The organism is Streptomyces sp. NPDC059743 (assembly GCF_042732975.1).
In the GTDB taxonomy this organism is placed as follows: domain Bacteria; phylum Actinomycetota; class Actinomycetes; order Streptomycetales; family Streptomycetaceae; genus Streptomyces.
The window spans coordinates 174,358-199,383 of record NZ_JBHWGS010000016.1 but is presented as its reverse complement, the minus strand read 5'-3'; the positions used below and the strand labels follow the sequence as shown (position 1 = coordinate 199,383).

General features: G+C 70.2%; 22 protein-coding genes. 15 read left to right on the top strand and 7 right to left on the bottom strand.

Annotated elements, in window-relative coordinates; genetic code table 11:
* Positions 1–4 precede the first annotated feature (4 nt).
* The 4 genes from ACFV6H_RS27625 to ACFV6H_RS27610 all read right to left on the bottom strand — a co-directional run bounded on the left by ACFV6H_RS27625 (position 5) and on the right by ACFV6H_RS27610 (position 4,013).
* Positions 5–1,009 (bottom strand): FAD binding domain-containing protein, encoded by a 1,005-nt coding sequence (locus tag ACFV6H_RS27625; protein ID WP_385547165.1) that lies wholly within the window; start codon positions 1,007–1,009, stop codon positions 5–7.
* A gap of 4 nt (positions 1,010–1,013) precedes the next feature.
* Positions 1,014–1,526 (bottom strand): (2Fe-2S)-binding protein, encoded by a 513-nt coding sequence (locus ACFV6H_RS27620; RefSeq protein ID WP_385547162.1) that lies wholly within the window; start codon positions 1,524–1,526, stop codon positions 1,014–1,016.
* A gap of 83 nt (positions 1,527–1,609) precedes the next feature.
* Positions 1,610–2,833, bottom strand: a complete 1,224-nt coding sequence (locus ACFV6H_RS27615) for a MalY/PatB family protein (protein WP_385547159.1) — start codon at positions 2,831–2,833, stop codon at positions 1,610–1,612.
* A 13-nt stretch (positions 2,834–2,846) separates the two neighbouring features.
* Positions 2,847–4,013 carry a phosphoribosylaminoimidazolecarboxamide formyltransferase gene (locus ACFV6H_RS27610; protein ID WP_385547156.1) on the bottom strand — a complete coding sequence of 389 codons (1,167 nt, stop codon included), beginning with the start codon at positions 4,011–4,013 and terminating at the stop codon, positions 2,847–2,849.
* Between the two features lie 314 nt (positions 4,014–4,327).
* Here ACFV6H_RS27610 and ACFV6H_RS27605 point away from each other — a divergent pair, with 314 nt between their 5' ends.
* From ACFV6H_RS27605 to ACFV6H_RS27535, 15 genes are all read left to right on the top strand, one after another.
* Positions 4,328–5,578 (top strand): nitrate/nitrite transporter, encoded by a 1,251-nt coding sequence (locus tag ACFV6H_RS27605; RefSeq protein WP_385547153.1) that lies wholly within the window; start codon positions 4,328–4,330, stop codon positions 5,576–5,578.
* Between the two features lie 251 nt (positions 5,579–5,829).
* Positions 5,830–7,122: an acyl-CoA dehydrogenase family protein gene (locus tag ACFV6H_RS27600; RefSeq protein ID WP_385547150.1), complete on the top strand. Its 1,293-nt coding sequence runs from the start codon at positions 5,830–5,832 to the stop codon at positions 7,120–7,122.
* Positions 7,123–7,191: 69 nt separating this feature from the next.
* On the top strand, positions 7,192–8,856 hold the full coding sequence (locus tag ACFV6H_RS27595; protein WP_385547145.1) for an acetolactate synthase: 1,665 nt from the start codon (positions 7,192–7,194) through the stop codon (positions 8,854–8,856).
* 5 nt (positions 8,857–8,861) lie between these two features.
* The gene (locus ACFV6H_RS27590) at positions 8,862–9,899 is read left to right on the top strand and encodes an LLM class flavin-dependent oxidoreductase (RefSeq protein WP_385547142.1); all 1,038 of its coding nucleotides are present in this window, start codon (positions 8,862–8,864) and stop codon (positions 9,897–9,899) included.
* Positions 9,900–9,947: 48 nt separating this feature from the next.
* Complete coding sequence (locus ACFV6H_RS27585; protein WP_384975359.1) at positions 9,948–10,634, top strand: HAD family hydrolase; 687 nt, start codon at positions 9,948–9,950, stop codon at positions 10,632–10,634.
* Entirely contained in the window at positions 10,634–11,626 is a 993-nt protein-coding gene (locus ACFV6H_RS27580; protein ID WP_385547137.1) for a PfkB family carbohydrate kinase, read from the top strand. The genes ACFV6H_RS27585 and ACFV6H_RS27580 overlap by 1 nt, the downstream gene beginning before the upstream one ends.
* Positions 11,627–11,857: 231 nt before the next feature.
* A complete protein-coding gene (locus ACFV6H_RS27575) occupies positions 11,858–12,769 on the top strand; it encodes an ABC transporter substrate-binding protein (RefSeq protein WP_385547134.1) in 912 nt (303 codons plus the stop codon).
* A gap of 47 nt (positions 12,770–12,816) precedes the next feature.
* On the top strand, positions 12,817–13,866 hold the full coding sequence (locus ACFV6H_RS27570; protein WP_384975362.1) for a beta-ribofuranosylaminobenzene 5'-phosphate synthase family protein: 1,050 nt from the start codon (positions 12,817–12,819) through the stop codon (positions 13,864–13,866).
* A gap of 64 nt (positions 13,867–13,930) precedes the next feature.
* A complete protein-coding gene (locus ACFV6H_RS27565; RefSeq protein ID WP_384975364.1) occupies positions 13,931–14,953 on the top strand; it encodes a phosphoribosylaminoimidazolesuccinocarboxamide synthase in 1,023 nt (340 codons plus the stop codon).
* On the top strand, positions 14,944–16,422 hold the full coding sequence (locus ACFV6H_RS27560; protein WP_385547131.1) for an adenylosuccinate synthase: 1,479 nt from the start codon (positions 14,944–14,946) through the stop codon (positions 16,420–16,422). Before ACFV6H_RS27565 ends, ACFV6H_RS27560 begins: the two co-directional genes overlap by 10 nt.
* A complete protein-coding gene (locus ACFV6H_RS27555; RefSeq protein WP_385547128.1) occupies positions 16,409–18,610 on the top strand; it encodes an anthranilate synthase component I in 2,202 nt (733 codons plus the stop codon). The genes ACFV6H_RS27560 and ACFV6H_RS27555 overlap by 14 nt, the downstream gene beginning before the upstream one ends.
* Positions 18,591–19,988, top strand: a complete 1,398-nt coding sequence (locus ACFV6H_RS27550; protein WP_385547125.1) for an amidohydrolase family protein — start codon at positions 18,591–18,593, stop codon at positions 19,986–19,988. Before ACFV6H_RS27555 ends, ACFV6H_RS27550 begins: the two co-directional genes overlap by 20 nt.
* Positions 19,985–21,079: an LLM class flavin-dependent oxidoreductase gene (locus tag ACFV6H_RS27545; protein WP_384789602.1), complete on the top strand. Its 1,095-nt coding sequence runs from the start codon at positions 19,985–19,987 to the stop codon at positions 21,077–21,079. Before ACFV6H_RS27550 ends, ACFV6H_RS27545 begins: the two co-directional genes overlap by 4 nt.
* Positions 21,079–21,819 (top strand): acetoacetate decarboxylase family protein, encoded by a 741-nt coding sequence (locus tag ACFV6H_RS27540; protein WP_385547121.1) that lies wholly within the window; start codon positions 21,079–21,081, stop codon positions 21,817–21,819. Before ACFV6H_RS27545 ends, ACFV6H_RS27540 begins: the two co-directional genes overlap by 1 nt.
* A gap of 61 nt (positions 21,820–21,880) precedes the next feature.
* On the top strand, positions 21,881–23,122 hold the full coding sequence (locus tag ACFV6H_RS27535; RefSeq protein WP_385547256.1) for a CaiB/BaiF CoA transferase family protein: 1,242 nt from the start codon (positions 21,881–21,883) through the stop codon (positions 23,120–23,122).
* An 85-nt stretch (positions 23,123–23,207) separates the two neighbouring features.
* On the opposite strand, the gene ACFV6H_RS27530 is transcribed toward ACFV6H_RS27535, so the two are convergent.
* Genes ACFV6H_RS27530 through ACFV6H_RS27520 form a run of 3 tightly spaced genes read right to left on the bottom strand, consistent with a single transcriptional unit; the run spans position 23,208 to position 24,972 of the window.
* Entirely contained in the window at positions 23,208–23,765 is a 558-nt protein-coding gene (locus ACFV6H_RS27530; protein ID WP_385547118.1) for a TIGR03086 family metal-binding protein, read from the bottom strand.
* Positions 23,766–23,819: 54 nt separating this feature from the next.
* The gene (locus ACFV6H_RS27525) at positions 23,820–24,386 is read right to left on the bottom strand and encodes a hypothetical protein (RefSeq protein ID WP_385547115.1); all 567 of its coding nucleotides are present in this window, start codon (positions 24,384–24,386) and stop codon (positions 23,820–23,822) included.
* A gap of 37 nt (positions 24,387–24,423) precedes the next feature.
* The gene (locus ACFV6H_RS27520; RefSeq protein WP_385547112.1) at positions 24,424–24,972 is read right to left on the bottom strand and encodes an NUDIX hydrolase; all 549 of its coding nucleotides are present in this window, start codon (positions 24,970–24,972) and stop codon (positions 24,424–24,426) included.
* Positions 24,973–25,026 lie beyond the last annotated feature (54 nt).

The following is a 25,026-nucleotide window of genomic DNA, read 5'->3' as shown; positions in this document are numbered from 1 at the left end:
CCTCTCATGAGGCGGCCCGCCGTCCGGCGGCACGCAGCGCGTCCGCCACGGTACGGATGCCCAGTGCCACTTTGAAACCGTTGTGTGTGCCCGGCCGGGCGCCGACGAGCGCCGCCTCTCCGGCCAGCAGGGCGCTCCGCTCGGTCAACTCCTCGCCGAGCAGCGTCCGTTCGGCCTCATGGGCGCGCCAGGGCCGGGTGGCGAGCCCGCCGAGGGCGATACGGCAGTCCTGGACGGTGCCGCGCCGGCCGAGACGGACGGCGACCGCGGCGGAGGCCAGCGCGAACGCGAAGGACTCCCGGTCCCGGACCTTGTGGAAGGCGGAGCCGCGCGCCGTCGCGGAGACCGGAACCCTGATGCGGACGATGAGTTCACCGTCGGCGAGTGTGTGCTCGTGCTGCGGTGTGTCGCCGGGCTCCCGGTGCAGCGCGGACAGCGGTATCGTCCTCGGGCCGTCCGGCCCGAGGAGGTCCAGCCGGGCGTCGAAGGCGAGCAGTGCCACGGCCCAGTCGCCGGGATACGCGGCCACGCACGACTCGCTCGTACCGAGCACGGCGTGCTGCCGGTCCGTACCGTCGCGCGCCGCGCATCCACTGCCCGGCCGGCGCTTGTTGCAGGGATACGGCGGCCCGCCGCGGAAGTAGCCGCACCGGGTGCGCTGGAGCAGACTGCCGCCCGCCGTGGCGCTGTTGCGCAACTGCTGGGAGGCGGCCTTGGCCAGCGACTCGGCCAGCGCCGGACAGTCGCGCCGCAGGACCGGGTCCTCGGCCAGGTCCGCCAGCCGCGCACCGGCTCCGAAGACGAGTTCGTCGCGTCCCGTGGTGTCGAAGCCGGCCAGTTCGGCGAGGTGGTGGATGTCGACCACGGCGGTCGGCCGCTCGACGCCCAGTTTCATCAGGTCGTACAGCGTGGTGCCGCCGGCCAGGACCTTGGTGCCGGGCCCGCCGGCCGCCAGGGCCTCGACGGCCTCCGCGAGGGTGGCCGGCGCGGCGTAGCCGAACGGCCGCATCGCCTCAGCCCTCCGCGGCGGCGCGGGCGGCCTGCTGGACCGCGGCCAGGATTCCCGGATACGCGCCGCAGCGGCAGAGATTGCCGCTGAGATACTCCCGGATCTGGTCGTCGTTGCCGGCGTGGCCCTCGGCTATGCACGCCACCGCCGACATGATCTGGCCCGGTGTGCAGTATCCGCACTGCAAGGCGTCATGGTCGATGAACGCCTGCTGCACCGGATGCGGTGTGCCGTCCGGTTCCGCCAGCCCTTCGATCGTCAGGACGTCCGCGTCCTGTGCGTGGACCGCCGGTGTCAGACACGCCAGGACCCGGCGCCCGTCGAGATGGACCGTACAGGCACCGCACTGGCCCTGGTCGCAGCCCTTCTTGGTGCCGGTCAGCGCCAGCCGCTCGCGCACGACGTCGAGCAGGGATTCACGTGGATCCAGCAGCAGCCGGACCGGCCGGCCGTTGACCGTACAGACCACTTCGACCGAGGTCGCGAAGAGGGCGCCGTGCTTGATTCCCGTTGACATGACTACCATCCCGGGCTCGTGTGAACAGGTCGTACGGAGGTGGCGTACGGGGGCGGCGTACGGAGGCCGAACATGCTGGGCGTTCACGCGCCCTGCCTGGGCAGGGCGCGGAGGGACGCGACGAGTGCGGTGACGATGCGTTCGAGGATGGCCCGCGAGGTCGCGAAGTTGATCCGGACGAAGCCTTGCCCGGCCGCTCCAAATACCGCTCCGTCGCTCAGTGCGACACCGCCCTGCCGCAGCAGATGTCCTGACGGATCGTCAAGTCCAAGGCTCCGGCAGTCGAGCCAGGCCAGATAGGTGGCTTCGGGCTGCCGATAGCCGATCATGGGCAGCTCGTCCGCCAGGACCCGGGTCAGGAACCGGCGGTTGGCGTCGAGATAGCGGAGCGCGTCCTGCCGCCAGGAGTCGCCTTCGGTGTACGAGGCGAGGCCGGCGGCGATACCGAAGGTGCTCGCTCCGTGCCGGGAGTGGAACGGCAGTGTGCGCCATCGCACCACGTCCTGCTCGCTGGTCAGAATGGCCTGGGCGCACTTGAGGCCCGCGGTGTTCCAGCCCTTGGAGGCGGAGGTCAGCGTGATGGTGTGCGCGGCGGCCTCGGGCGAGAGGGAGGCATAGGGCACATGCTCATGGCCCGGGTAGACGAGCGGCGCATGGATCTCGTCGGCTATGACGCGGGCGCCCCGGGCATCGACGCACCGGCTCAGGGCCAGCAGTTCGGTTCTGGTGAAGACTCGTCCCATGGGATTGTGCGGATTGCACAGCAGCACCGTCCCCGCGCCGTCCGCGAGCGCCGTGTCGATCGCCTCGATGTCCAGTACGGGCCGGCCTCCGTCGGACGCCATCGCCACCTCGACCACCTCGCGGCCCTCCGCCGCGGCGATCTCGAAGAACGGCGGATAGGCGGGCGTGGGCACCACCACGGCGCTGCCGGGCCTGCTGTAGGCGCTGATACCGAGTCCGATCCCGGTGACCACATCGGGCAGCAGGAAGATCCACTCGGCCGGGACCGACCAGTCGAAGGTCCGCAGGAGCCAGTCGGCACAGGCGGAGGGCAGTCCCGTACGGATGTCGCGGAGCGGATAGCCGGTCTCACCGCGCTCGACCGCGTCGTGCAGTGCCCGGCGGATCGCGGGCGCCAGTGCGAAGTCCATCTCCGCGATCCAGGCGCCGAGCACGCCGGGGCCGTGCCGCGCCCACTTCAGGCTGCGCCGCCCGACCAGGTCCTCGATCCGTAAGTCGTCGAAGCCGGGCGGTGGTTGATAGCCGGCCGGTAATTCATGACCGGCCGGTGGTCTGTTCGGCATTCCGCTCCCCCGGTCAGTGGTGGAACAACCGCAGTCCGGTGCGGACCAGCGCGATGCCGTGCTCCTCGCAGGCCGTTTCGACGTCCTGACTCCGGCGTGATCCGCCGCCCTCCACGATGCCGCGCACTCCGTGCCGGGCCGCGACGTCGACATTGTCGCGGAACGGCAGATAGGCGTCGGAGGCGAGGACGCACGGTGTCTTACCCGGCAGCCAGTCGCGCTTCTCCTCGGCGCCGAGCGCCCGCACGGGCTCGGGAAAGCGCGTGAGCGCTGCCGACTCCCGCGGGCTCAGGCCGCCTTCGACCAGCCGCATCACCCAGTTGACCCGCTCCTGGAGCGGCATACCGTCCGGGAAGCGGGTGGCCGCCACGCGCGGATGCCGCCGCAGCCGCCACCGGTCGGCCTTCTCCCCGGCCAGCCGGACGCAGTCCACCCGCGACTGCTGTCCCGTACCGATGCCGATCGTCGCGCCGCCGGCGACATAGGTCACCGAGTTGGACTGCGCGTAGCGGGCCGCGATCAGACCGAGCACGGCGTCGCGGCGCTGCTCCTCGGACATCGCACCGGCCTCGCCGAGCACCTGCTCGTCCAGTACGAGCGGATCCGCGTCCTGGGTGATCCGGACTCCGTAGACATCCCTGACCTCCGTGCCGGGCGGCTTGTGGCCGGGATCCATCCGCAGGACGAGAAACGCTCCGCGCTTCTTGCGCGCCAGTACGGAGACCACTCCGGGCTCGAAGTCCGGCGCGATGATGCCGTCCGAGACGACCCGGGCCAGCAGCCGGGCGGTGGCCATGTCGACCGTGTCGGACACAGCGACCATATCGCCGTACGACGAGCGCGGATCACAGTCCCGGGCGCGCGCGTAGGCACCGGCCACGGCGGACGGTTCGTCCTCCAGCCCGAACGTCGCCCGTGTCACCGCGTCGGTCTCACCGGCGACGGCGGCGCCGGCCGGGGAGACATGCTTGATCGACGCCGCGGCGGGCAGCCCGAGAGCGGCGCCGGCCGCCCGGACGAGCTGCCAGCCCTGGAGCGCGTCCAGCAGATTCAGTGTGGAGGGAGTGCCGCTGAGGACCGTGAAGGGCAGCGGGCCGCCGTCGGTGGTCGCCGCCACGGCCTCGGCCTGCTGAGGATTCAGACCGTATTTGAGTCGAAGATCCGTCTGGCCACTGGACATATAAGCCCTTCCCATGCCGACGTCGGGCGGGTTCGGGTTCGCGGTTCGGGTTCGCGGTTCGGCGGACGACTGCCGCCGGGCACTCCGACAGAATATGTGCCTGCCCCGGATTATGGACCCGGTCGATATGGGACGTCCGAAAGTCAGCTAATAATGGGCTGGACCGGGAGTTCGGTGCCGTGCGACGTCTCCTTGCCGAGGCAACCGCGTTGCCGGAGCACCCGCGTCTTGGCTACGATGCCGGACCTGTGTACTTAGGGAAGAAGCGATTGAGCGAACGGCCGGCGAGACCCGGCACGAAAACTGCCGCAAAGGTGCCGGAACCGTCCGGCGACGTGCCGGAAGAGGCGCCGGAAGACACCTCGGAACCGAATATTCCGCGCTGGTCGTGGACCTACTGGTCGACATTCGCACTCGTATACCTCTGCGGAGTTCTCGCGGCCACCAGCCTCGGCAAGATGGCGCCGATCTCGGTCGACGTGCGCGCGGCGCTGGGCCTCTCTCTCGACCAGATGTCTCTGGTCACCTCCTCGATCACGGCGGTGGCGGCGCTGTTCGGCATCCCGGTGAGCTATCTCATCGGACGGCTCGCCCTGCGGTGGACGCTGCTGGCGGGCTGTGCCGTCATGGCCGCCGCCGGGTTCATGGAGTCACGGGTGGACGGATTCGGGCCGATGATCACCACCCGGTTGATCGAGGGCATCGGCTATGTCGCCGTCGTGGTGGCCGCGCCCGCGGTGATCATCGCGATGGGCGGCGGCGCCCGGCGGATCACGGCACTGGCCATCTGGGGCACCTACTTCCCGGTCGGTCTGGCCCTGGGACTGTTCGCGGGCGGCCTGCTGTCCACCTCGTTCGGCTGGCGCGGCTGGCTCGCCGCGCAGTCGGGCGTCCTGCTCGCCGTGGGAGCCGCCGCCGTGTTCGCGCTGAGCACGCCCGGGTCCGGTGCCACCGAGCCGATCGCTCCGCCCGTGGCCGAGTCGCCGGGCGAGCGGGCGCGCGCCCTGCGCAGACCGGTCCTGCTGGCGCTGGGCTTCGCCACCGCCAGTGGCACGATCGTCGCCGTCGTCTCCCTGCTGCCGACCTATCTGCACGAGAAGCTGGGCGCGTCCATGGCGGCGGCGGGAAGCATGATCGGCCTGGTGTCGCTGATCGGCACGGTGGGCGGCTTTCTCAGCGGCTGGCTGCTGCGCCGGGGCGTGGCGGCCCGGCATGTCTTCGCTGCGGCCTTGCTGATGCCGCTCGGCGCGGCGGTCGCGTTCCAGCAGTCCGGCGGGATCGGGCTCAGTGCGGCGGGCGCGCTGCTGGTCGCCCTGGCCAACGAACTCGTCGTGGCCGCCGCGTTCGCGATGATTCCGGTGGTCGTGTCCAGGCCGTCCGACATCAGTGTCGCCAACGGTCTGCTGGCCCAGATCGGCAGCGCCGGCTCGCTGGCCGGTCCGCCGCTGGTCAGTCTGATGCTGCTGTCGGCGGGCGGCTGGTGGGCCGTGGCGCCCACGGTGCTCGTCGTCTGTCTCGTCGGCACTCTGCTGCTACGCGCGTCAGTACGGCAGCCGGCCGTCTGAACCCGTCCGTTTCCGTCCCGCGCCGGCCGGGCGCGGGCCGAACGATATAAGCCAGATGAATATTCAATCGATGCCTGGTATTGCTGTCGTCTCGCGCGTCGGTATGCTGACTCCGGTCGGCATACCCGCGTCGAAGGTACTCGATCATTGAGCACCGGCAGCGCTCTTCCGGCGCCCGGCCAATTCCCAGTGCTCGGCACGGTCGGACGGTCTGCGGAATTATCACCGAACGCTCCGGAGGTGAGTGACGGGTGTCGCAGGATTCGGATTCCGAGTTAACAAGTAATTTACATGAAGAAGCCAGGGAATGGCTCAGACTGAACTGGCGCGATGATCTGACGGTCGGTGCCTGGTGGAAATCGCTGGCCGCCGCCGGATTCGCATTTCCCACCTGGCCCGCCGGAATGGGCGGTCGTGGTCTGCGCAGGAAAGAAGCACGGCGGATCACCGAGGAGATCACCCGGGCCGGTGCGCTCGGACCGCCGGGCGGTGTCGGCCAGATGGTGGGCGGCCCGATCCTCATCGAGTACGGCAGCGACGAGCAGCGCCGCCGCTGGCTGCCCGCGCTGGCCGCGGGCGCGGAGTCCTGGTGCCAGCTCTTCAGTGAACCGGGCGCCGGATCCGATCTGGCGAGCCTTCAGCTGCGCGCCGACTGGGACGGGCGGAGATGGCTGCTGAACGGCCAGAAGCTGTGGTCCCGGGAGGCCGAGGGCGCGGACCGCGGACTGGCCCTGGCAAGGACCGACTCCGCCGTACCCAAACGCCGTGGGATCAGCTACTTCGTTGTCGACCTGGACCAGCCGGGCGTGGAGGTACGGCCGATCCGGCAGATGAACGGACGCGCCTCGTTCAACGAGGTGTTCCTCACCGATGTGGCCGTACCGCCGGACCAGCTCGTCGGCGGTCTCGCCCAGGGCTGGCCGATGGCCCTGGCGAGTGTGTCGTACGAACGCGAGGAAGTGGGCGGCGGCGGAGTGCTGCGCCCGGCGCGTATCGCCTCACCGGGCCGGCGCAACGGAACGCTCGACCGCAGCATCCGGGAGCTGGCCGAGGAGAGCCGGTCCGCGGAGCGGGAGCGGCCGGTCGTCCGCGGTGTCCGCACTCCCCCGGCGCTGATCGCGCTGGCGCGGCAGGTCGGCCGCTCCGACGATCCGGTGGTCCGCCAGCGGCTCGCGGCCGTGCACGGGACGTACGAGACCAACCGGCTGCGCAACATGCTGTTGCGGTCCGCCCGGAGACAGGGACGCAAGCCCGGGCCCGAGGTCTCCCTCGGCAAGCTCGCCGGCTCCGAAGTGGGCCGTCAGGCACGTGACATCAGTCTGTCGCTGCTGGGCGCAGAGTCCCTGCTGACCGGCGAGGAGACCACCGGCGGCGGAGCGTTCCAGCAGATGGCCCTGTCCGTCCAGGCCCTGTCGATCGCCGGCGGTACGGACGAGATCCAGCGCAATCTGATCGGCGAACGCGTCCTCGGGCTGCCGCGTGAGCCGGAGACCGACCGCGATGTGCCCTTCAACCAGCTACGAGTGGGGACACAGCGCGAGTAGCCCGGCAGCGCGAGCAGTCCGGCAGCACGAACAGCCCGATAACAGGAAAAGCCGACCGACGGAGCGGGCATGGACGGGAACAGCTTGTCGCACCCTCGCGACGGAACGGTGAGTACGGCCATGGCGGTCGAGGGCGAGGGCGGGCAGCTGGCGGTCGCGGCGCTGCGGTCCGTCGGTGTGGACACGCTGTTCACACTCTCCGGCGGCCATATCTTCTCCGTCCTGCACGCCGCCGCGCAGGACGGGATGCGGATCATCGACGTCCGCCACGAGCAGACGGCCGTTTTCGCCGCGGAAGCCCTCGCCAAGCTGACACGGCGGCCGGGCGTGGCGCTGCTGACCGCCGGACCGGGCGTCACCAATGGCATCAGCGCCCTGGCCACGGCCCAGGCCAACGGCTCACCGCTCGTGCTGCTCGCGGGACGGGCGTCCCAGCGGCGCTGGGGATCCGGTTCGCTCCAGGAGTTCGACCATGTCCCGCTGGTCGCGCCGGTCACCAAACGGGCGGGCACGGTGACCCGTACCGACGCGATCGCCGCAGCCGTCCAGGAGGCCGCGGCGACGGCGGCCACGCCGCACCGCGGTCCCGTCTTCCTCGACATTCCCATCGATGTGATGCACCGGCGGGCGAGTGTCCAACTCCCGTCTGTCACACCGGTGTCCGCGGAGCCCGGCGATCCGGAGGAGACCGCCAGGGCCGCCGAGATCATGGCCACCGCACGGCGGCCGGTGCTGGTCGCGGGCGGCGATGTGTGGTGGGGCGGCGCCTGGGACGCCCTGCGCCGGTGCGTCGAGGCGCTGCGCGTACCCACGTTCATGAACGGGCAGGGACGCGGCTGTCTGCCGCCGGGCCATGAACTCGCCTTCGCCAGGACCAGGGACGCGCTGAAGGAGGCGGACGCGGTCGTGGTCGTCGGTACTCCGCTCGACTTCCGGCTGTCGTTCGGACGGTTTCCGGCCGCGCGGATCGTCCATGTCGTCGACGATCCGGGCCTACGGGCGACACATGTCCCGACGGCCGCGGCACCCGCCGGCGACCTCGCGGCGATCCTCGACGCGATGGCGCTCTGGCCGGGCGACCGGCTCGATCACAACGAGTGGATCGGGCATCTCCGGGACCGGGAACGGGCCGCGCGGCACGCCGAGGAGGCGGAGCTGACGGCGGAGCACACACCGGTCCATCCAGCACGGGTCATCGGCGAACTGCGCGCACAGCTCGACCAGGACGCCGTCGTCGTCTGCGACGGCGGTGACTTCGTGTCGTACGCAGGACGGCTCCTGGACTCCCACCGTCCGGGCTGCTGGCTCGATCCCGGTCCGTTCGGATGCCTCGGCAACGGACCGGGCTACGCGGCGGCGGCCCGGCTCCGGTACCCGGACCGCCAGGTGGTGCTGCTGCTGGGCGACGGCGCGTTCGGCTTCTCTGCGAGTGATGTCGACACGCTGGTGCGCCACAAGCTGCCGGTCGTGATGGTCGTCGGGAACAACGGGATCTGGGGACTGGAGAAGCATCCCATGCGAAAACTCTACGGTTCGGACGTCGCCGCGGATCTGCGGCCCGGCAGCCGGTACGACCTGCTGGTCGAGGCGCTGGGCGGCGCCGGCGAAACCGTGACCAGGCCGCGCGACATCGCGCCGGCGCTGCGCCGCGCCTTCGCCTCCGGCGTGCCGTATCTCGTCAATGTCCTCACCGACCCCGCCGTGGCGTACCGGCGCACGGCGAAGCTCGGGTGACCGGGATGGCGACGGCCGAGGGACGGCTCCAGTTCGGTGTGCTCCAGTTCTTCTCCAACTCCGGCCGCAAGGTGCCGCTGCCGACCGTCTACAACCGCGCGCTGGACCGGATCGACATCATGGAGCGGTCCGGTGCGTACGAAGCGGTGTGGCTGGCCGAACACCACTTCACGACCTACTCGGTGTCGCCCTCGGTGAGCATGATGGGAGCGCTGGTGGCCGCCAGAACCGAGCGGCTGCGCATCGGTACCGCCGTGTCCCTGGCCGCGATGTACCACCCGCTGCGTCTCGCCGAGGAGATCGCGCTGCTGGACATGGTGTCCGGCGGACGGGTCAACTGGGGCGCGGGACGCGGCAACGACCCGGGCGAGTTCAAGGTCTTCGGGCTCGATCTGGACCGCAGCTACGCGCTGTTCCGGGAGAACGTGGACATCGTGCTGCGGGCCTGGCAGGACGAACGCCTCACTTATCACGGTGAATTCCACACGTTCGAAGGCATCGAGGTGCTGCCGAAGCCGCTCCAGCAGCCGCATCCGCCCGTCTGGCTGGCCGCCTCCTCACCCGACGCCATCGCCTGGGCGGCGTCGGCCGGTTACTCGATCCTCATGGACCCGCACTCCTCGCACGCCGACATCGGCGCCAAGTACGCCGCCTATCTGAAGGGACTGACGGCAGCCGGCCACCCGGCAGCCGGCCGGGTCATCCCGATGGCGCGGCTGATCGCGGTGGCGCCCACCGACGAGGAGGCCCGCCGGATCGCCGTACGGGGTGCCGAGTGGACCGTCGCCTCGATGAGCGATCCGTCCCGGCGCAAGTACTCCAAGGGCATCCGCCCTGCGGCACCGGACCAGGCGGAGCGGGACCGGCGGTCACGGGTCGAGCGGTATGTGGACGACGTCATCATCCATGGCGGTCCGGACCGGGTGGCGGAGCAGATCCGGTCCCTCCGGGCGGACATCGGTCTGCACTACCTGTTGTGCGCCCCGCTGAGCCACAGTTCGTTCATGCTCCTCACCGAAGAGGTGATCCCCAAGCTCGTGTAGGTGAGGCAGGCTAGGAGCACTGAACCGGCTGGGCTGGAGGTCCCTCTGATGAAGAGTCAGTGTCTGCTCGTCGACGGCGACGACACACTGTGGGAGAACAACATCTACTTCGAGCAGGCGATCGAGGAATTCCTCGACCTGATGATCCACGACTCGTTCACGCGGACGGAGTTACGGAGTGTTCTGGACGAGATCGAGACCGCCAACTGCGAGCTGTACGGCTACGGCGCGGTGAGTTTCGTCCGCAGCCTGCACGACTGCTACCGGCGTGTGCACGCGAGGGAGGCGTCCGAGGAACACGCGCGGGTCCTCACCGCGCTGGGCGACCGCATTCTGCGGCAGGCCCCGGTCATCATCGCCGGCGTCCACGAGACCTTGTCGTATCTGCGGCCCAGGCACCGGCTGATCCTGCTGACCAAGGGCGACTTCGACGAGCAGTCGGCGAAGGTGGAGGCGTCCGGTCTGCGAGGGCTGTTCGAGGACGTCGTCATCGTGTCCGAGAAGACCACCGAGACGTACACCACCGTGGTGGAGGAGGCGAAGGCGGACGCGGAGCGGACCTGGATGATCGGCAACTCGCCGAAGTCCGACATCATTCCCGCGCTGACCGCCGGGCTGCGCGCCGTCCATGTGCCTCATCCCGACACCTGGGTGCTGGAACAGCGGCCGGTCCCGGTGGAGCACGAGCGGCTGCTGTCACTGGACCGTTTCGCGGATCTCGTGGAGCACTTCTGATGCCGCTCCCTCATCTCGTGGCGGTCGGCGACACACTCGCCGACATAGTGGTCGCGGTGCGTCCGCGGGTGTGCGAGCGGCTGGGAGTCGCTCCCGGGTCGGCGGCCTTCGTCAGTCTCGCGGCACTCGACGCGACGGTGTCCGAACTGACGGGATCCGGCGATACGGCCGTCCTCTCGGCGGGCGGCAGCGCCGCGAACACCTGCGCCGCGTTCGCGGCCGACGGAGGGCGGGCGACGCTCCTCACCGCCTCGATGGACGACGGGCGCGGCCGGGCGGTCAGGGACGATCTCGCGGCCCGCGGTGTCGCCGTACCGCTGAAGCCGGCCCTTACGGGCGCGACGGGACGGTGCCTGGTGCTCCTGCTGCCGGACGGCGACCGGTCCTTCCTGCTCTGGCAGGGCGAGCCGTGGCGGCTGCGGATGCTGTACGACGGGATGGAGGCGGCCTTCGCCGATGGGCTGCGCTGTGACGGTCTGCTGGTGGAGGGCTATCTGCTGACGGCCGAGGACGGGCTGGAGGTGGCGAGTGCGGCCGTACGGCGGGCCACCGCGCTGGGCGCCTCACCGGTCCTGTCGCTCTCGGACAGCGCGCTGGTCGCCGCGCACCGGCGGCGTTTCGAGACGCTGCTGGCGGACGGCGTGGGCACGGTCATCGGCAATGAGGCGGAGGTGAAGGCCTTCACCGGTGCGGCGGACGCGGAGGAGGCGGCGGCCGGGCTGGCGCGGTCGGGAGTGCTCGCCGTCGTCACCCTGGGCAGCCGCGGCGCGCTCGTCCACGGGCCGGCCGGGCGGCACGCGGTCGCCGGGAGCGGCACGCCAGTGGCCAGCGCGCTCGGCGCCGGCGACGCGTTCGCCGCCGGCTTTCTGACCGGCCTGCTGTCGGGCCTGCCGGATCCCGAGTGCCTGGCGCTCGGCAGCGCGAAGGCGCACGCCGTACTGAACGTACGGCAGGCGCGTGCCCCGGTAGGGCAGCCCGTAGGAGGCACATGACCATTCTCGCGGCACATTAATCCCATGAATTAATGCCCGGCCGGCCGGTTACGGGCACGGTTCACCATGACTGTTTTCCGTCAGTTCTCTTTCTTTGCGTCTCTTTCCTTCATGCCTTTTTACACGGGAAATCATTTCCCACCCGATGAAGCGCGCGGTCTTGCTCACGGCGTAATGCTCTGATATTCCTGACCAGGCGAACATGAACTTCTCAGAAAAGGGGAGCGCGACATGACGGTTACCGTTCGCACCGAAGGAATCGGCCCTTCCGCGGTTTTCGCCCTGCCCTGGCTGGCCGCCGATGAACTCGGCTACTTCGCCGAGGAGGGAATCGCGGTCGAGTTCGTACGGAACCGGGCCGAGCAGGTACTGACCGAGCCGGTCGCCGATCATGAACTGGTCGACTCCGTCCGCAACCATGTGCCCTTCGAGGAAGGTCAGGTCGATCTGTACCGGGCCTGTGAGTGGGGACAGATCCGGCGGGCGCACGACAGCCGCCGGGGAGCGAAGATCATCGGCAAGCGGTCGTCGGTCGCCGTCATGGCGCTGCTGGCGGCGCCCGGCTCGGAGTACACCCATCCGCAGACGCTGGCCAACGCGCCGGTCGCGGTGAGCTTCCACAACGGCAACCACTACAGCGCCATCCAGATGCTGGAGGGATTCCTGGAGCAGGACGAGATCAAGGCGGTCGGCTACCACACCATCGACGGCTACCGCGCGGTGCTGGAGGGCGAGGCCGCGGTGGTGGCGCTGGCCGAGCCGTGGATCACTCTGGCGGAGAAGCAGGGGTTCCAGAAGGTCATCGAGACGCACTACGCCGGCCTGGAACTCGCCGCGCCGGATTTCGATCCCGCCGTATACGCGGCCTGCAACAGGGCCATCGGCCGGGCCGTCACCGCCATCAACGCCGACAAGCGCTCGTATTTGCACTATCTGATCGATTCACTGCCGGAGGAGTTCAACGGCGTGATCACGCCGGACGACTTCCATCTGCCTCGTCTGCGTTATGTCGAGCCGGAGCCCTACACCCGTCTGGAGTTCGAGAAGGCGTATTCCTGGATGCGGCGCTGGGGACTGATCGAACCGGGCTCCCGTTATGAGGATCTGGTGGTCGAGGCCTCCGGGCTCGACGCCGCTCGCTAGCCCGGACAGGATCTGGCCCACCGACCGCAGCGGACAAGGGAGAGCACATGGCTGAGTCCATTTCAAAGGAATGGGGCGTCCGCATACGGACGGGATGCCGCGTCAGTTACACCTTGATCGACCTCAACGGGGAGTCCGGCCGCCGCAACGGCATGGCGTCCATGGCACTGCGGTCACCGGGGCTGGAGGCCGTGGTCCTGCCGTCCGAGGTGAACAAGGTCGAGACGGACGAGAACGGCTCGGCCCATGCCGAGGCCGTCACGGGGCTTCTGGAACGTCTTCAGGAGGCGTGGCAGGGACCGTCCGCCCGTGTCGTCATCCGCAAGGGCCTGCCGCCGCACACCGGGTTCGGCTCCGGCACCACCACCGCCGTCGCGATCGGCCGTGCGTACGCGCAGTTCGCCGGCCGGTCCGTCGCGGTGGCGGACATCGCCAGAGCGGCGGGACGAGCCGGCACCTCCGGCGCCAGTCCCAATCTGATCGAGCGCGGCGGCTTCCTGGTCGACGGCGGACATCTCAACCCGGACGACTTCGGCGAGGACCCGAAGCGCTATCTGGTCCCCACCAGATACGCGGGCGGCGGCAAGCGGCCTCCGGTGCTGATCTCGGCGCCGTTCCCGCAGTGGCCGGTCCTGGTGATCATCCCCAACGGCAACCAGATGCACGGCGAGGTGGAACGCCAGTTCTTCGCCCGGACGCTCCCGATCCCGGCCGAGGAGGCCCGGCGGACCGCGCATGCCGTGCTGATGAACCTGGCGACGGCGGTGCTGGAGGCCGACTACACGGCCTTCTGCCGGGCCGTGAACTTCCTGACCTACGAGAGCTACTTCAAGCGCAAGCAGATCGACATGCAGTCCGCACAGGTGAAGTTCCTCCTGGAGGAGGCCAGGCGCGGACCGGAGATCGACGCCATCGCGATGAGCTCCGAGGGCCCGATGTGCTACGCGTTCACCCGCCGTCCGCAGGACGCCGTGCGGCGGCTCACGGAGCTGCGCGGCGAGGGCGTGGTGCGCGAGTTCTGGTTCAGCGGCGCCCGCAATGTCCCGGCCTCCGTCGACTGGATCCCCGCCCTGGACGACCAGACACTCGTGGACTGATCTGAGCCTGATCCGAGTCTGATCCGCGCCTGATCCTAGCCGTCCGTCAGCAGAGGAGAGAACGTTGCCGAAGAGGTTCTCGACCAAGGATCTGATCGCCCGGGAGGAACCGACCGACACCCGGAGCGGCGTCGGCCGCTTCACGTTCACCGACGACTACTCCGTCTTCCATTTCGGGAAGATGCCCGATCGGATTCCCGACAAGGGCCAGGCGTGCTGCCGGATCGCCGCGTTCAACTTCGGCCTGCTGGCGGACGCCGGTGTCCGCACTCACTTCCGCGGCTTCGAGCCGCCCGCCCGGATGGAGTTCACTCTCCTTCGGGTGCTGGATCCGCGGAAGCGGGCGCTGGGACCGGACGACATCAACCATCTCGTACCGCTTCAGGTCATCTTCCGCAACACCATCCCCGAGGGCTCCTCCGTACTGCGCCGGCTGCGGCTGGGCCGACTGACTCCCGCCGACATCGGTCTGACCGAGCCGCCGCAAGCCGGCACGGTACTGGCGCGCCCGGTCGTGGAGTACACCACCAAGCTGGAGGAGATCGACCGCTTCATCGGCCGGGCCGAGGCCGCCGCGATCGGCGGCCTTGACGACGCGCAGCAGGCCGAACTGGAGGAACGCGCCAGGGAGACGGACGACATCGTCACCGCCCACGCGCGCGGCCTCGGTCTGCTGCACGCCGACGGGAAGGTGGAGTTCGGCCGCGACGACCGGGGCCGGCTGATCCTGGTGGACCACGCGGGCACACCGGACGAGGCCCGGCTGCTGCTGGACGGCGCGCACGTGGGCAAACAGGTGCTGCGCGACCACTACACGGCCACCGGTCTCCAGGCGCGGGTGGAGGAATGGGTACGGGAGGGCCGGCCACGGTCCACCTGGCCCGCGCCGGATCCGCTGCCGCGCGAAGTGGTGGAACTGGTGGCGGAGATGTACCGCTCGCTGTGCGAGGCATGGACGGGCCGCAAGGTGTGGGGAGCGCGGGATCTGGACCAGGTGCTCGACCGGCTGGCCGATGTCGTTCCGACAGGACGGCGGCAGGGCGGAGCCGAGAGCCCGGCCTTACGGACCGGTGTGTCATGGACCTGATCATCGTTGGCTGTCAGGCCGGTGACGAGGGCAAGGGCAAGTTCACCGATATCGCCTGCGAGGGCGCGGACGCCGTCGTCCGCTACCAGGCCGGACCGAACACCGGACACACGGTGGTCGCGGACGGCAGGGACCACCGCTTCGTCCAGGTGCCGGCCGGAGTGCTGCGCGGCATCACCGGAGTCCTCGGCAACGGATGTGTGATCGATCCGCTCGCCCTGCTGACGGAACTCGGAGAGCTCCGCGCCGCCGGATTCGATCCCTCGCTCCGTATCAGCGAGTCGGCGCATGTGATCTTCCCGTACCACGTCGAACAGGACGCGGCGGAGGAGGAGTGGCGCGGCAGCGAGGTCGCCACCTCCGCGGCGAACGGCTTCGTCCACGGCACCGGCCGGCTGGGCACGACCAACCGCGGAGTCGGGCCCTGCCGGGAGGACAAGTCTGCGCGGATCGGTCTGCGGATGGTCGATCTGCTCGATGAACACCTGCTGCACACACGCCTGTCACGTCTGGTGCCGCTCAAACGGGCCCTGCTCCAGCAGGTGTTCGGGCGGCCCGCGGACCGCCGGCCGGTCGCCGACGAGGTCGCGCATCTCGTCAAGGAGTACAACGCGGCGGGCCGGGAGCTGGAACCGTATCTGTGCGATGTGTCGCGCTGGCTGCGCCAGGCCCGCTCCGAGGGACGCCGGCTGGTCTACGAGGGCGCGCAGAGCTTCGGCCTGGACCTGGAGCACGGCACCTATCCGTATGTCACCAGCGGATACAGCGCCGCGGGCGGAGTGACGGTGGGCACCGGCACCTCGCCGGCGCAGGAGTTCGGTGTGCTGGGCGTGATCAAGTCGTACATGGTGCAGGTCGGCGGCGGCCCGCTGGTCGGCGAACTCGACGGCGCCACGGCCGACCATCTCGTCACCAGGGGCCGTGAGTGGGGTACGGTCACCGGTCGTCGGCGGCGGGTGGGATGGTTCGACGTGCCCATGGTCAGACGCGCCATCGAGACCGACGGCATCAGGGAGCTGTGCCTGACCAATATCGATGTACTGGCCGGTCTGGACGAGATCGAAGTGATCACCGGATACCGGTCCGGGGCCCAGGACTTGGACCGGTATCCGGCCAAGCGGGCGGACGCCGCCGCGGTCACGCCGGTACTGCGCCGCACGGCCGGCTGGCCGGACCAGGACTGGTCCGCGGTGGCGCGCCGCGGCGCCGCCGGACTCCCGGACGCGGCCCGCCGGTATGTCGATCTGCTGTCGTCCCTGCTGGACGCCGAGATCGTCGCGGTGAGCGTCGGACCGGAGCGCGAGGACACGATCCATCTGTCCACGACATCGCTCCTGTCCCGGACACCGGCCCAGGCACCCGACGGCGCCGTACGGGACCATGACGTACGGGACCACGGCGTACGGGACCACGGCGTACGGGACCACCGGGACGGCCGCCGCCCGGAGGGCGACCATGTCCACGGATGAGTTCATGACCGCGGGCGGTCTGACGGTGGAACGGGAGCGCCACGCGGTCGATCCCGCGGTGCTGGACGACATCGCCGCCGCACTGGACGAGCGGCGTGGGATGGTGCTGGCCTCGGACACCGAGTACCCCGGCCGGTACACGCCGTGGCGGATAGGTTTCGTCGATCCGCCGCTGTGTCTCACGGCGCGCGGCAGAGAGGTCTCGCTGACGGCCCTCAACGACCGTGGCCGGCTTCTGCTGCCCGTCTTCGGTCCCGCGCTGCGGCAGGCGGACGATGTGGCCGAGGTGCGCGAGGACGGCACGGAGCTGACGGCCGTCGTCAGGACGGCCGACGCCTGCCTTGCCGAGGAGGGCCGCAGCCGCCGGCCGTCCGCCTTCTCGGTGCTGCGCGTCGTCTGTGAGGTCCTGGGCTCCTCGGAGGACGAGTACCTGGGGCTGCACGGTGCGTTCGGCTATGACCTGGCCTTCCAGTTCGAGCCCGCCCGGCTGCGTCTGGAGCGCCCTGCCGACCAGCGCGATCTGGTGCTGTACCTGCCGGACGAACTGGTCGTCGTGGATCCGCGCAGAGGTATCGCCGAGCGCCGCCGCTACGAGTTCCGCTGCGACGGCGGCAGCACACGCGGTCTGCGGCGCGAAGGGCCGCGCACCCCATGGACATCCGGTGAGCCTGGTGAGCCCGGCGCGGGCCGCGGCCTGCCGCCCGGCCGGTACGCGGATCTCGTCCGCGAGGCGCGCCAGGCATTCCAGCGCGGCGACCTTTTCGAGGTGGTGCTGAGCCAGACGTTCTCGCAGGGCACCGACCAGCGGCCCGCTGAGCTGTTCCGGAGGCTGCGCGAGGCGAATCCGTCGCCCTACGGATTCCTGGTCAGCCTCGGGGACGGCGAGCACCTGGTGGGAGTGTCGCCCGAGATGTATGTGCGGGTCACCGGGCGCCGGCTGGAGACCTGCCCGCTCAGCGGAACGGTCCCGCGCGGTGCCGACGCGGTCGGTGACGCCGACCAGATCCGTACACTGCTCAACTCCGCGAAGGACGAGTCCGAGCTGACCATGTGCACGGACGTCGACCGCAACGACAAGGCGCGGATCTGTGAACCGGGCAGCGTCCAGGTGATCGGACGGCGTCAGATCGAACTGTATTCACGGCTCATCCACACCGCGGACCATGTCACGGGCGTCCTGCGCAAGGAGTACGACGGGCTGGACGCCCTGCTCGCCCATACCTGGGCCGTCACGGTCACCGGCGCGCCCAAGGCATGGGCGACGCAGTACATAGAGGACCACGAACCGTCGGTACGGCGCTGGTACGGCGGGGCGGTGGGCCATGTCGGGTTCAACGGCGACGTCAACACCGGGCTGGCCATCCGCATGGCGTGGGTGAAGTCCGGGCGCGCCGAGGTCAGGGTGGGTGCCACTCTCCTCTTCGACTCCGTTCCCGAGCAGGAGGAGCGGGAGACGGAGCTGAAGGCGTCCGCCCTGCTGAGCGTGTTACGGCGGGACGAGCCCCCCGGACAAGACGAATCCGGCCACGCCGGGCGTACGGACACCGGTATGGCTCTTTCCGGCCGCGCGGCCGGACCTCGGTCGCTGCCCGGTCCACGGCCGCTGCCTCGGCGGCTGGTGCTCGCGGACCACCAGGACTCCTTCGTGCACACCCTGGCCGACTACTTCCGGCAGGCCGGCGCGGACGTCCGTACGCTGCGCGCGCCGCTCGGCGGCCAGGTGCTGGCGGACGAGCGGCCGGACCTGCTGGTCCTGTCGCCGGGACCGGGCCGGCCGGCCGACTTCGGCATGTCGGCAACGCTCGGTGCGGCGCTGGGGCTGGGCATCCCGGTCTTCGGCGTGTGCCTGGGACTCCAGGCGGTCGTCGAGTACTTCGGCGGCACGCTCTCCCTGCTGCCGCAGCCGGTGCACGGCAAGACCTCCTGGATCAATGTCACGGGCGGCAGGCTGCTCACGGAGCTGCCGAAACGGTTCGCCGCCGGGCGGTACCACTCGATCTTCGCGGCGCAGGTGCCCGAGTGTCTGGAGGTCACCGCCACCACGGACGAGGGAGTGGTCATGGCGGTGGAGCACCGGAGTCTGCCGGTCGCCGCCGTCCAGTTTCACCCGGAGTCGATCCTGACCCTGCGCGGCGGAGTCGGACACGGGATAGTCGAGGCGGTGCTGCGTGGTCTTCTCGCGAACTGACGGCGTTACGGCGCGGGGCGCCGCGCGGCGCCCTGCGGCGGTCCTGCTCCGCCCGGGCGATCCGGCGCCCGACCGGTATCTGATCACCGCCGACCGCGTCTGGGACGGTGTCGCGCCCGAACCGGTCCGGGACGGCTTCCTGCTGGTGGAGGGCGCACGGATCGGCGCGGTGGGACGGCAGGCGGACCTCGGCGGCGACCTGGACACCGTGCCGCGCCTGGATCTGCCAGGAGCGACCGTGCTCCCGGGGCTGATCGACTGCCATGTGCACATGGCGCTGTCCGGCTCGGCCACACCGGTGCGCGACTTCAAGCGGGAGGCGCGCGCCGGAGCGGCGGCACTGGCCGTACGGGCCGTACAGAACCTCCGCCGCGCGGCCGAGGCGGGCGTCACGACGGTGCGCGATCTCGGAACGCCGAACGAGGTGGCGTTCCCGCTGCGCGCCGCCGTGGCCGAAGGACGGATCCCGGGACCGCGGGTGCTGACGAGCGGTCAGCCGATCACGGTCACGGGCGGCCACTGCCACTGGTTCAGCCACCAGTGCGACTCGCCCGCCGAGATCCGGGTCGCCGTCAGACGCCAGGTCCGGGACGGCGCCGACTGGATCAAACTGATGCTCAGCGGCGGCAATCTGACGCCCAGGACCAATCCCGGCCGGCCTCAGTACAGCGAGGAGGAGGTACGGGCGTGTGTCGAGGAGAGCGAGCGGCTCGGGGTGCCGGTCTCGGCGCACGCCTACGATCCGGTCAGCATCCGGCGGGCGGTCGACGCGGGTGTGCGCACCATCGAGCACTGCCTGTTCGAGACGGCGGACGGAATCGCCTACGATCCCGCGACCGCGATTCAGATGGCCGCCCGCGGTATCGCGTTCGTACCCACGATCAGCGGTGCCTTCCTGCGGATGCGGACCGCCGGGCCCGAAGGGCCGGAGGGGCCGGATCTCGTCGCGCCGCGCTTTCGCGAGCGGCGGACACAGATCCGCGAGGTCTTCCGGCGCATGGTCGCGGCCGGCGTGCCGATGGTCGCCGGATCGGACGCGGGTGTGCCGCAGCGCGCGTTCGACGGTTTTCCGGCTGATCTCGCCGCCCTCGTCGGCCCGGACGGCATGGGACTCACCTGCCGCCAGGCGCTGGTGGCCGCGACCTCCGCGGCGGCGGAGCGGCTCGGAGTGGACGACACGGGCGTGCTGGCGCCGGGCCGGCGCGCGGATGTGCTGGCGGTGGACGGCGATCCGCTGAGCGACATCGGCGCCGTCGTCCGGCCGCGGCTGGTCCTGACCGCAGGCCGCCCGGTGCGCGGACCCGAGAGCGCGCCCTCGCCCGCGGCGCGCGGAGCGACGGACGGACGACGGAGAGAGTCTGACGGGAGCGGGACATGAAATTCGGCATCTTCTTCGAGCTTTCGGTACCGCAGCCGCTGTCACGCGGCGACGAGGCCCAGGCGTACGGGGACGCCCTCGAACAGAGCCGGCTCGCGGACGAACTCGGTTTCACCACGGCCTGGGCGGTGGAGCACCACTTCCTCCAGGAGTACTCGCACTGTTCGTCCCCGGAGATCTTTCTGACCGCCGTCGCGATGTCGACCAGCCGGCTCCGCGTCGGCCACGGCGGTGTGGTGTGCGTACCTCAGATCAACCATCCCATCCGGGTGGCGGAGCGCGCCGCCGCACTCGACATCCTCTCGGGCGGCCGGCTGGACATGGGTACCGCGCGCGCGTCGACCATCACGGAACTCGGCGGTTTCGGGGCCGATCCGGACACCACCAAGATGTCCTGGGACGAGTACGTCCATGTGCTGCCACGGCTGTGGACCGAGGAGCGGGTGCGGTACGAGGGCACCACCTTCTCCTTCCCGGAGCGGCCCGTCCTGCCCAAGCCCGCGCAGGACCCGCATCCGCCGCTGTGGGTCACGGTGACGTCTCCGGGCACCGAGCGGGACGCCGCCGACCGCGGGATCGGCTGTCTGGGCGTGGCCGCGGCGAGCTTCAAGGAGCAGGAGCGGCGTACGGCCGACTACCGCAAGCGGATCCAGCAGTGCGATCCCGTCGGCAAGGCCGTCAACGACCAGGTCGCCACCATGAACTATCTGTTCTGCCACGAGGACGACACGGTCGCGGCGCGCGTGGGCGGCGCGATGTTCACCGCGTTCGGCATGCTGAACAGCAATCTGCTGTGGGCCAGGGAGGTCTATCCGACACCGGCCTACCAGTCGCTCGGCAATCTCGCGGCGGGCGGCGTCGCACAGATCCGCGACGACGACCCGAGCCGGCGGCGCCCGGTGCCCGAAGGTGTCGCGATCGGCGATCCGGAGCGGATCGTCAAGGCCATCAAGGTATGGGAGTCGGTGGGCGTGGACGCGATCAACTTCCTTCTGAACACGGCGAATCTGGTGCCTCAGGAGCAAGTCCTCGACAGTATGCGGCTGTTCGCCGCGGAGGTCATGCCGCACTTCGCGGAAGGCGGACGCTGATGCTCAGCGGCACCGCGGACCCGGAGATCATGGCCGCCGACGCGCCGTTCGTCACCGCTCCCGCGACCGAGCCTCTGGTGTGCCGGGGAGCCGAGGTGCTCCAGGCGGTGTACGAGGTGCGAGGTGATGCGCGGCAGGCCGTCCTTCCGCCCGCCCTGCATCCGGTGAATCCGCCGGCGATCACAGTGACGGTCATCAAGGCGGAGGAGAGCGACGTCGGACCGTTCACCCTGGCGGAGACCCGGATCATCTGCCGCAGCGGCCCGCGCAGCCGTGGCATGCATGTGTCGTGCTTCGTGCAGGGCGACGAGGCCGCGCGGCTGCTCGCCGAGCGGTGGGCGTACCGGGTGCGCCCGGCCGAGGTGGAGCTGCGCCGCCGGTACCACGGCTCCACGGCGGTGGTCCGCTGCGGTGAACTCCGGCCTCTCGCACTGGATCTCCTCGATCCGCGTCCGCTCTCGCCCGCCGATCTGCGGTTCACCGACGCCCTCCAGCTCGCCCGGACGCCGGCCGGTATCAGGTTCCTCCAGGTCGAGCGCGTCTACGAGATACATGAGGCCGGCCGTGGCCGGCCGTCGCTGACCGCGTTCGACGCCGCCGCCTGGGGCGAGCCCCGGCTGCATCCCTCACATCCGATCTCCGCGCTGTGGGCGACCGCCGACATGACAATACGGCCGGTCCGCTATCTGTGCCGCGCCGATATCGGCGCTCTGGAAGGGACGGAACGAATTGGCCAGTGACGACAGGACGTCGCCCCGCGACGCCTCCGCCCACCTCCACGGTCATGAGCACGCCTCCGCCATGCAGCCCGGCGCCTCGGGGCCGCTGCGTGGAATCCGCGTGACAGACCTCACCCGGGCCGTCTCCGGGCCCTTCTGCACCATGATGCTCGCCGATCTGGGCGCCGAGGTGATCAAGGTCGAGCCGCCCGTCGGCGATCTGCCCCGGTTCAGCGGACCGTTCACGAAGGACGACACCGTCCGCGGCTTCGGCGGACTGTTCGGCAGCATCAACCGCAACAAGCTGGGGATCGTGCTCGATCTCACCACTCCCGCCGACCGCGAGAAGCTGCTGAAGCTGATCGACACCTCGGACGTGGTGGTCGAGAACTACCGGTCCGGTGTCATGGAACGGTGGGGCCTGTCGTACGAGGCCCTCCATGAGCGCAATCCGCGGCTGGTCTACGCGTCGATCCGCGGGTTCGGGGATCCGCGCACCGGCCGCAGCCCGTACGTCGACTGGCCCGCCTACGACGTGATCGCGCAGGCGATGGGCGGACTCATCAGCATGACGGGGCCGTCCGAGGCGGAGGCGGTACGGGCGGGACCGACCATCGGCGATCTGTATCCCTCCGCGCTGTCCGCGATCGGCATCCTCGCCGCCGTCCTGCACGCCCGGAACACGGGCGTGGGACAGATGGTCGATGTGGCCATGGTGGACTCGATCGTGTCGCTGTGCGAGACGGCCGTCTACCGCTACTCCTACACGGGCGCCGTCAGCCGGCCCACCGGCAACAGCCATCCGCAGCTGGTCCCGTTCGACATCTATCCGACGAAGGACGGCAAGTGCGCGATAGCGGCGCCGACCGACAATCACTGGAAGGTGCTCTGCGAGGTGATCGGGCGCCCGGAACTCGCCGGTGACGAGCGTACGTCCACCAATGGCAGCCGGGTGGCCAACACCGGGATCGTGCAGCAGGCCATCGCGCGGTGGACGGCGGAGCGGACGACCGACGAGATCGCCCGGCAGCTCGGCGGGCGCGTACCGGTGGGACCGGTGAACGACGCCGCCGATCTGTTCGAGGATCCTCATATACGGGCCCGCGACATGCTCGTCGCCGTGGACCAGCCGGGCGGCGGCCGTCCGGTGGTGGTCCCCAACTGCCCGATCCGCTTCACCGCGACGCCGTCGGGGGTCTACCGACGGCCGCCACTGCTCGGGGAGCACACGGAGGAGGTACTGGCCGCGCTGGACGGGGAGGTCCCTCCGGCGGATCCACCGGAGGGAGACGGTCGGCGGAGTGGACAGAGCCCGTCGGCGTAACGACCGGACGGTTCAAGGCGGCCACGGGATGACGGGTAACACGGTGACGGCGGTACGGGACCGACGGCGCGGCGGCGCGGCGGGCTCAGGAACGGCGGCCCGTGAGCGCGAGCAGCCGGGCCTGCGGATCGGCGCCGGGCCCGGCCGTGACATCGGCGAAACCCCACTGGGCGCGGATCCCCGGACGGGCGGTGATCAGGTCCGTGCACTCCTGGACCAGACCGGCCGGCAGCCGTGGATCCTCGCCGGTGGCCCGGCCGATGTCCCAGCCGTGGATCAGGACATCGATGAACCGCTGTCGCGCGTACACCCGGCCCGGCCTGGCGCCGTAGGACAGCGGCCACAGGCGCTCCATCGCGCCGTCGGCCGCGAAGGCGCCGGCCGCGGCCGACACCGACGCCTCGTGCGCGGCCACCGGGTCGTCACCGAGCAGATCGCCGTCGAGATCCGTCCCGACCTCCTCGATGGTCCGGCCGCGTCCCAGCTCAGCCACCCAAAGGTTGCCGCTCACCAGGTGGTTGACGAGCTGCCGTACGTTCCACGCCTCGCAGGGGGTCGGGGCTTCCCACTGGTCCGGGCCGACGGCAGCCACGAACCGGTGGGTCGATCGCAGTGCTTCCTCATGCAGCGCACGGATATCCATACCTGTATAGTAGGATATTTAGCTATCTTTTCACCCGTGCTTCTCCGCCAACTGTCAGGCGGGACCGGCAGGTTGGCCGAGCAGCCGCTCGATCGACCGGTCGTAGGCGGCGGTCCGGGCAAACGCCTTCGCCGCAAGCGCCTGACGCCACGTCAGATCGGTGGCGCCGACCCGGCCTTGTGCGGCGGCCAGCGCGTCCAGCACCGCGCCGTAGTCGGCCGGATCGACGACCGGCAGGACATCGGCGAAGTTCTTGGCGGCGGCACGCACCATGGCCGGGCCTCCCACATCGACCGATCCCATCGAGGCGCTCGGCTCGCCGTCCGCCTCCAGATCACGGAAGTTGCAGACGAGCACATCGATACGGGGGATGCCGTACTCCTTGACGTCCGCCTCGTCCGCCGCGTGTCCGCGCCGGTACAGCAGCCCGCCGAAGACCGAGGGATGGAAGGCGCGCACCCGGCCGCCCATCAGCTCCGGGACACCGGTCAGATCGCCGATGACGACGGCATCGGTCCCGGCGCGCCCGAGCAGGTCGGCCGTGCCACGCGTCGCCACCACCGTCGCGCCGAGGTCGCGCAGACCGGCGCCCAGCTCCACGATGCCCGTCTTGTCCGTCACTGACAGTACCGCGTACATCCCCGGCCCTCCGATGTGTTCAGACGAGTAGCTGCGTCACCCGGGACAGGGTGTCCCGGACATTGGCCTCGGCGATCGCCTCATGTGCCTCGGCCGGCTCCATCCAGCGCAGCGGTGCGTCGGAGTTCTCCGGCCGCGCCGCGTCGGGATCCTGTGTCGCCAGCACGAACCGCAGATCGGCGTGGTGGTGGGCGGACTCCTTGCTGTTCGCCGGAACCGCGACGACCGCCACATGCCGCACCTCGGCGTCCGGCCAGGGCGACAGATCGGTGAGCCCGGTCTCCTCCCGTCCCTCCCTCAGGGCGATGGCGAGCGGGTCGTACTCACCGTCGTCGGCGTGCCCGCCCACCAGCAGCCAGGACTCATGGCGCGGGTGCCAGCGCAGCAGCACACGGCCGCTGTCCGGGTGCACGATCAGCGCGGAGGCCGTGATGTGTACGGGCGCCGATCGCGCCCATGGGTCGTCCGTCCCTTCCACGAGGGCGAGCACCTGTGCCACATCGGCGCGCTCCTCCTCGGTTCGCGGACGGTGGCGGGCAAGGAGACCGGTGATTGTCTGACGGGTCATAACCATGGAACGCATCTTATTTGGGGACGGCATCACGGCACCGCAGTCCACGGT

Coding starts and splice junctions, on each gene's coding strand:
- ACFV6H_RS27595 (WP_385547145.1), top strand. CDS start 7,192: ATGGACGGGAACAGCTTGTCGCACCCTCGCGACGGAACGGTGAGTACG.
- ACFV6H_RS27555 (WP_385547128.1), top strand. CDS start 16,409: ATGTCCACGGATGAGTTCATGACCGCGGGCGGTCTGACGGTGGAACGG.
- ACFV6H_RS27610 (WP_385547156.1), bottom strand. CDS start 4,013: ATGTCCAGTGGCCAGACGGATCTTCGACTCAAATACGGTCTGAATCCT.
- ACFV6H_RS27545 (WP_384789602.1), top strand. CDS start 19,985: ATGAAATTCGGCATCTTCTTCGAGCTTTCGGTACCGCAGCCGCTGTCA.
- ACFV6H_RS27560 (WP_385547131.1), top strand. CDS start 14,944: ATGGACCTGATCATCGTTGGCTGTCAGGCCGGTGACGAGGGCAAGGGC.
- ACFV6H_RS27575 (WP_385547134.1), top strand. CDS start 11,858: ATGACGGTTACCGTTCGCACCGAAGGAATCGGCCCTTCCGCGGTTTTC.
- ACFV6H_RS27520 (WP_385547112.1), bottom strand. CDS start 24,972: ATGACCCGTCAGACAATCACCGGTCTCCTTGCCCGCCACCGTCCGCGA.
- ACFV6H_RS27570 (WP_384975362.1), top strand. CDS start 12,817: ATGGCTGAGTCCATTTCAAAGGAATGGGGCGTCCGCATACGGACGGGA.
- ACFV6H_RS27535 (WP_385547256.1), top strand. CDS start 21,881: ATGCAGCCCGGCGCCTCGGGGCCGCTGCGTGGAATCCGCGTGACAGAC.
- ACFV6H_RS27540 (WP_385547121.1), top strand. CDS start 21,079: ATGCTCAGCGGCACCGCGGACCCGGAGATCATGGCCGCCGACGCGCCG.
- ACFV6H_RS27585 (WP_384975359.1), top strand. CDS start 9,948: ATGAAGAGTCAGTGTCTGCTCGTCGACGGCGACGACACACTGTGGGAG.
- ACFV6H_RS27590 (WP_385547142.1), top strand. CDS start 8,862: ATGGCGACGGCCGAGGGACGGCTCCAGTTCGGTGTGCTCCAGTTCTTC.
- ACFV6H_RS27580 (WP_385547137.1), top strand. CDS start 10,634: ATGCCGCTCCCTCATCTCGTGGCGGTCGGCGACACACTCGCCGACATA.
- ACFV6H_RS27530 (WP_385547118.1), bottom strand. CDS start 23,765: ATGGATATCCGTGCGCTGCATGAGGAAGCACTGCGATCGACCCACCGG.
- ACFV6H_RS27625 (WP_385547165.1), bottom strand. CDS start 1,009: ATGCGGCCGTTCGGCTACGCCGCGCCGGCCACCCTCGCGGAGGCCGTC.
- ACFV6H_RS27615 (WP_385547159.1), bottom strand. CDS start 2,833: ATGCCGAACAGACCACCGGCCGGTCATGAATTACCGGCCGGCTATCAA.
- ACFV6H_RS27620 (WP_385547162.1), bottom strand. CDS start 1,526: ATGTCAACGGGAATCAAGCACGGCGCCCTCTTCGCGACCTCGGTCGAA.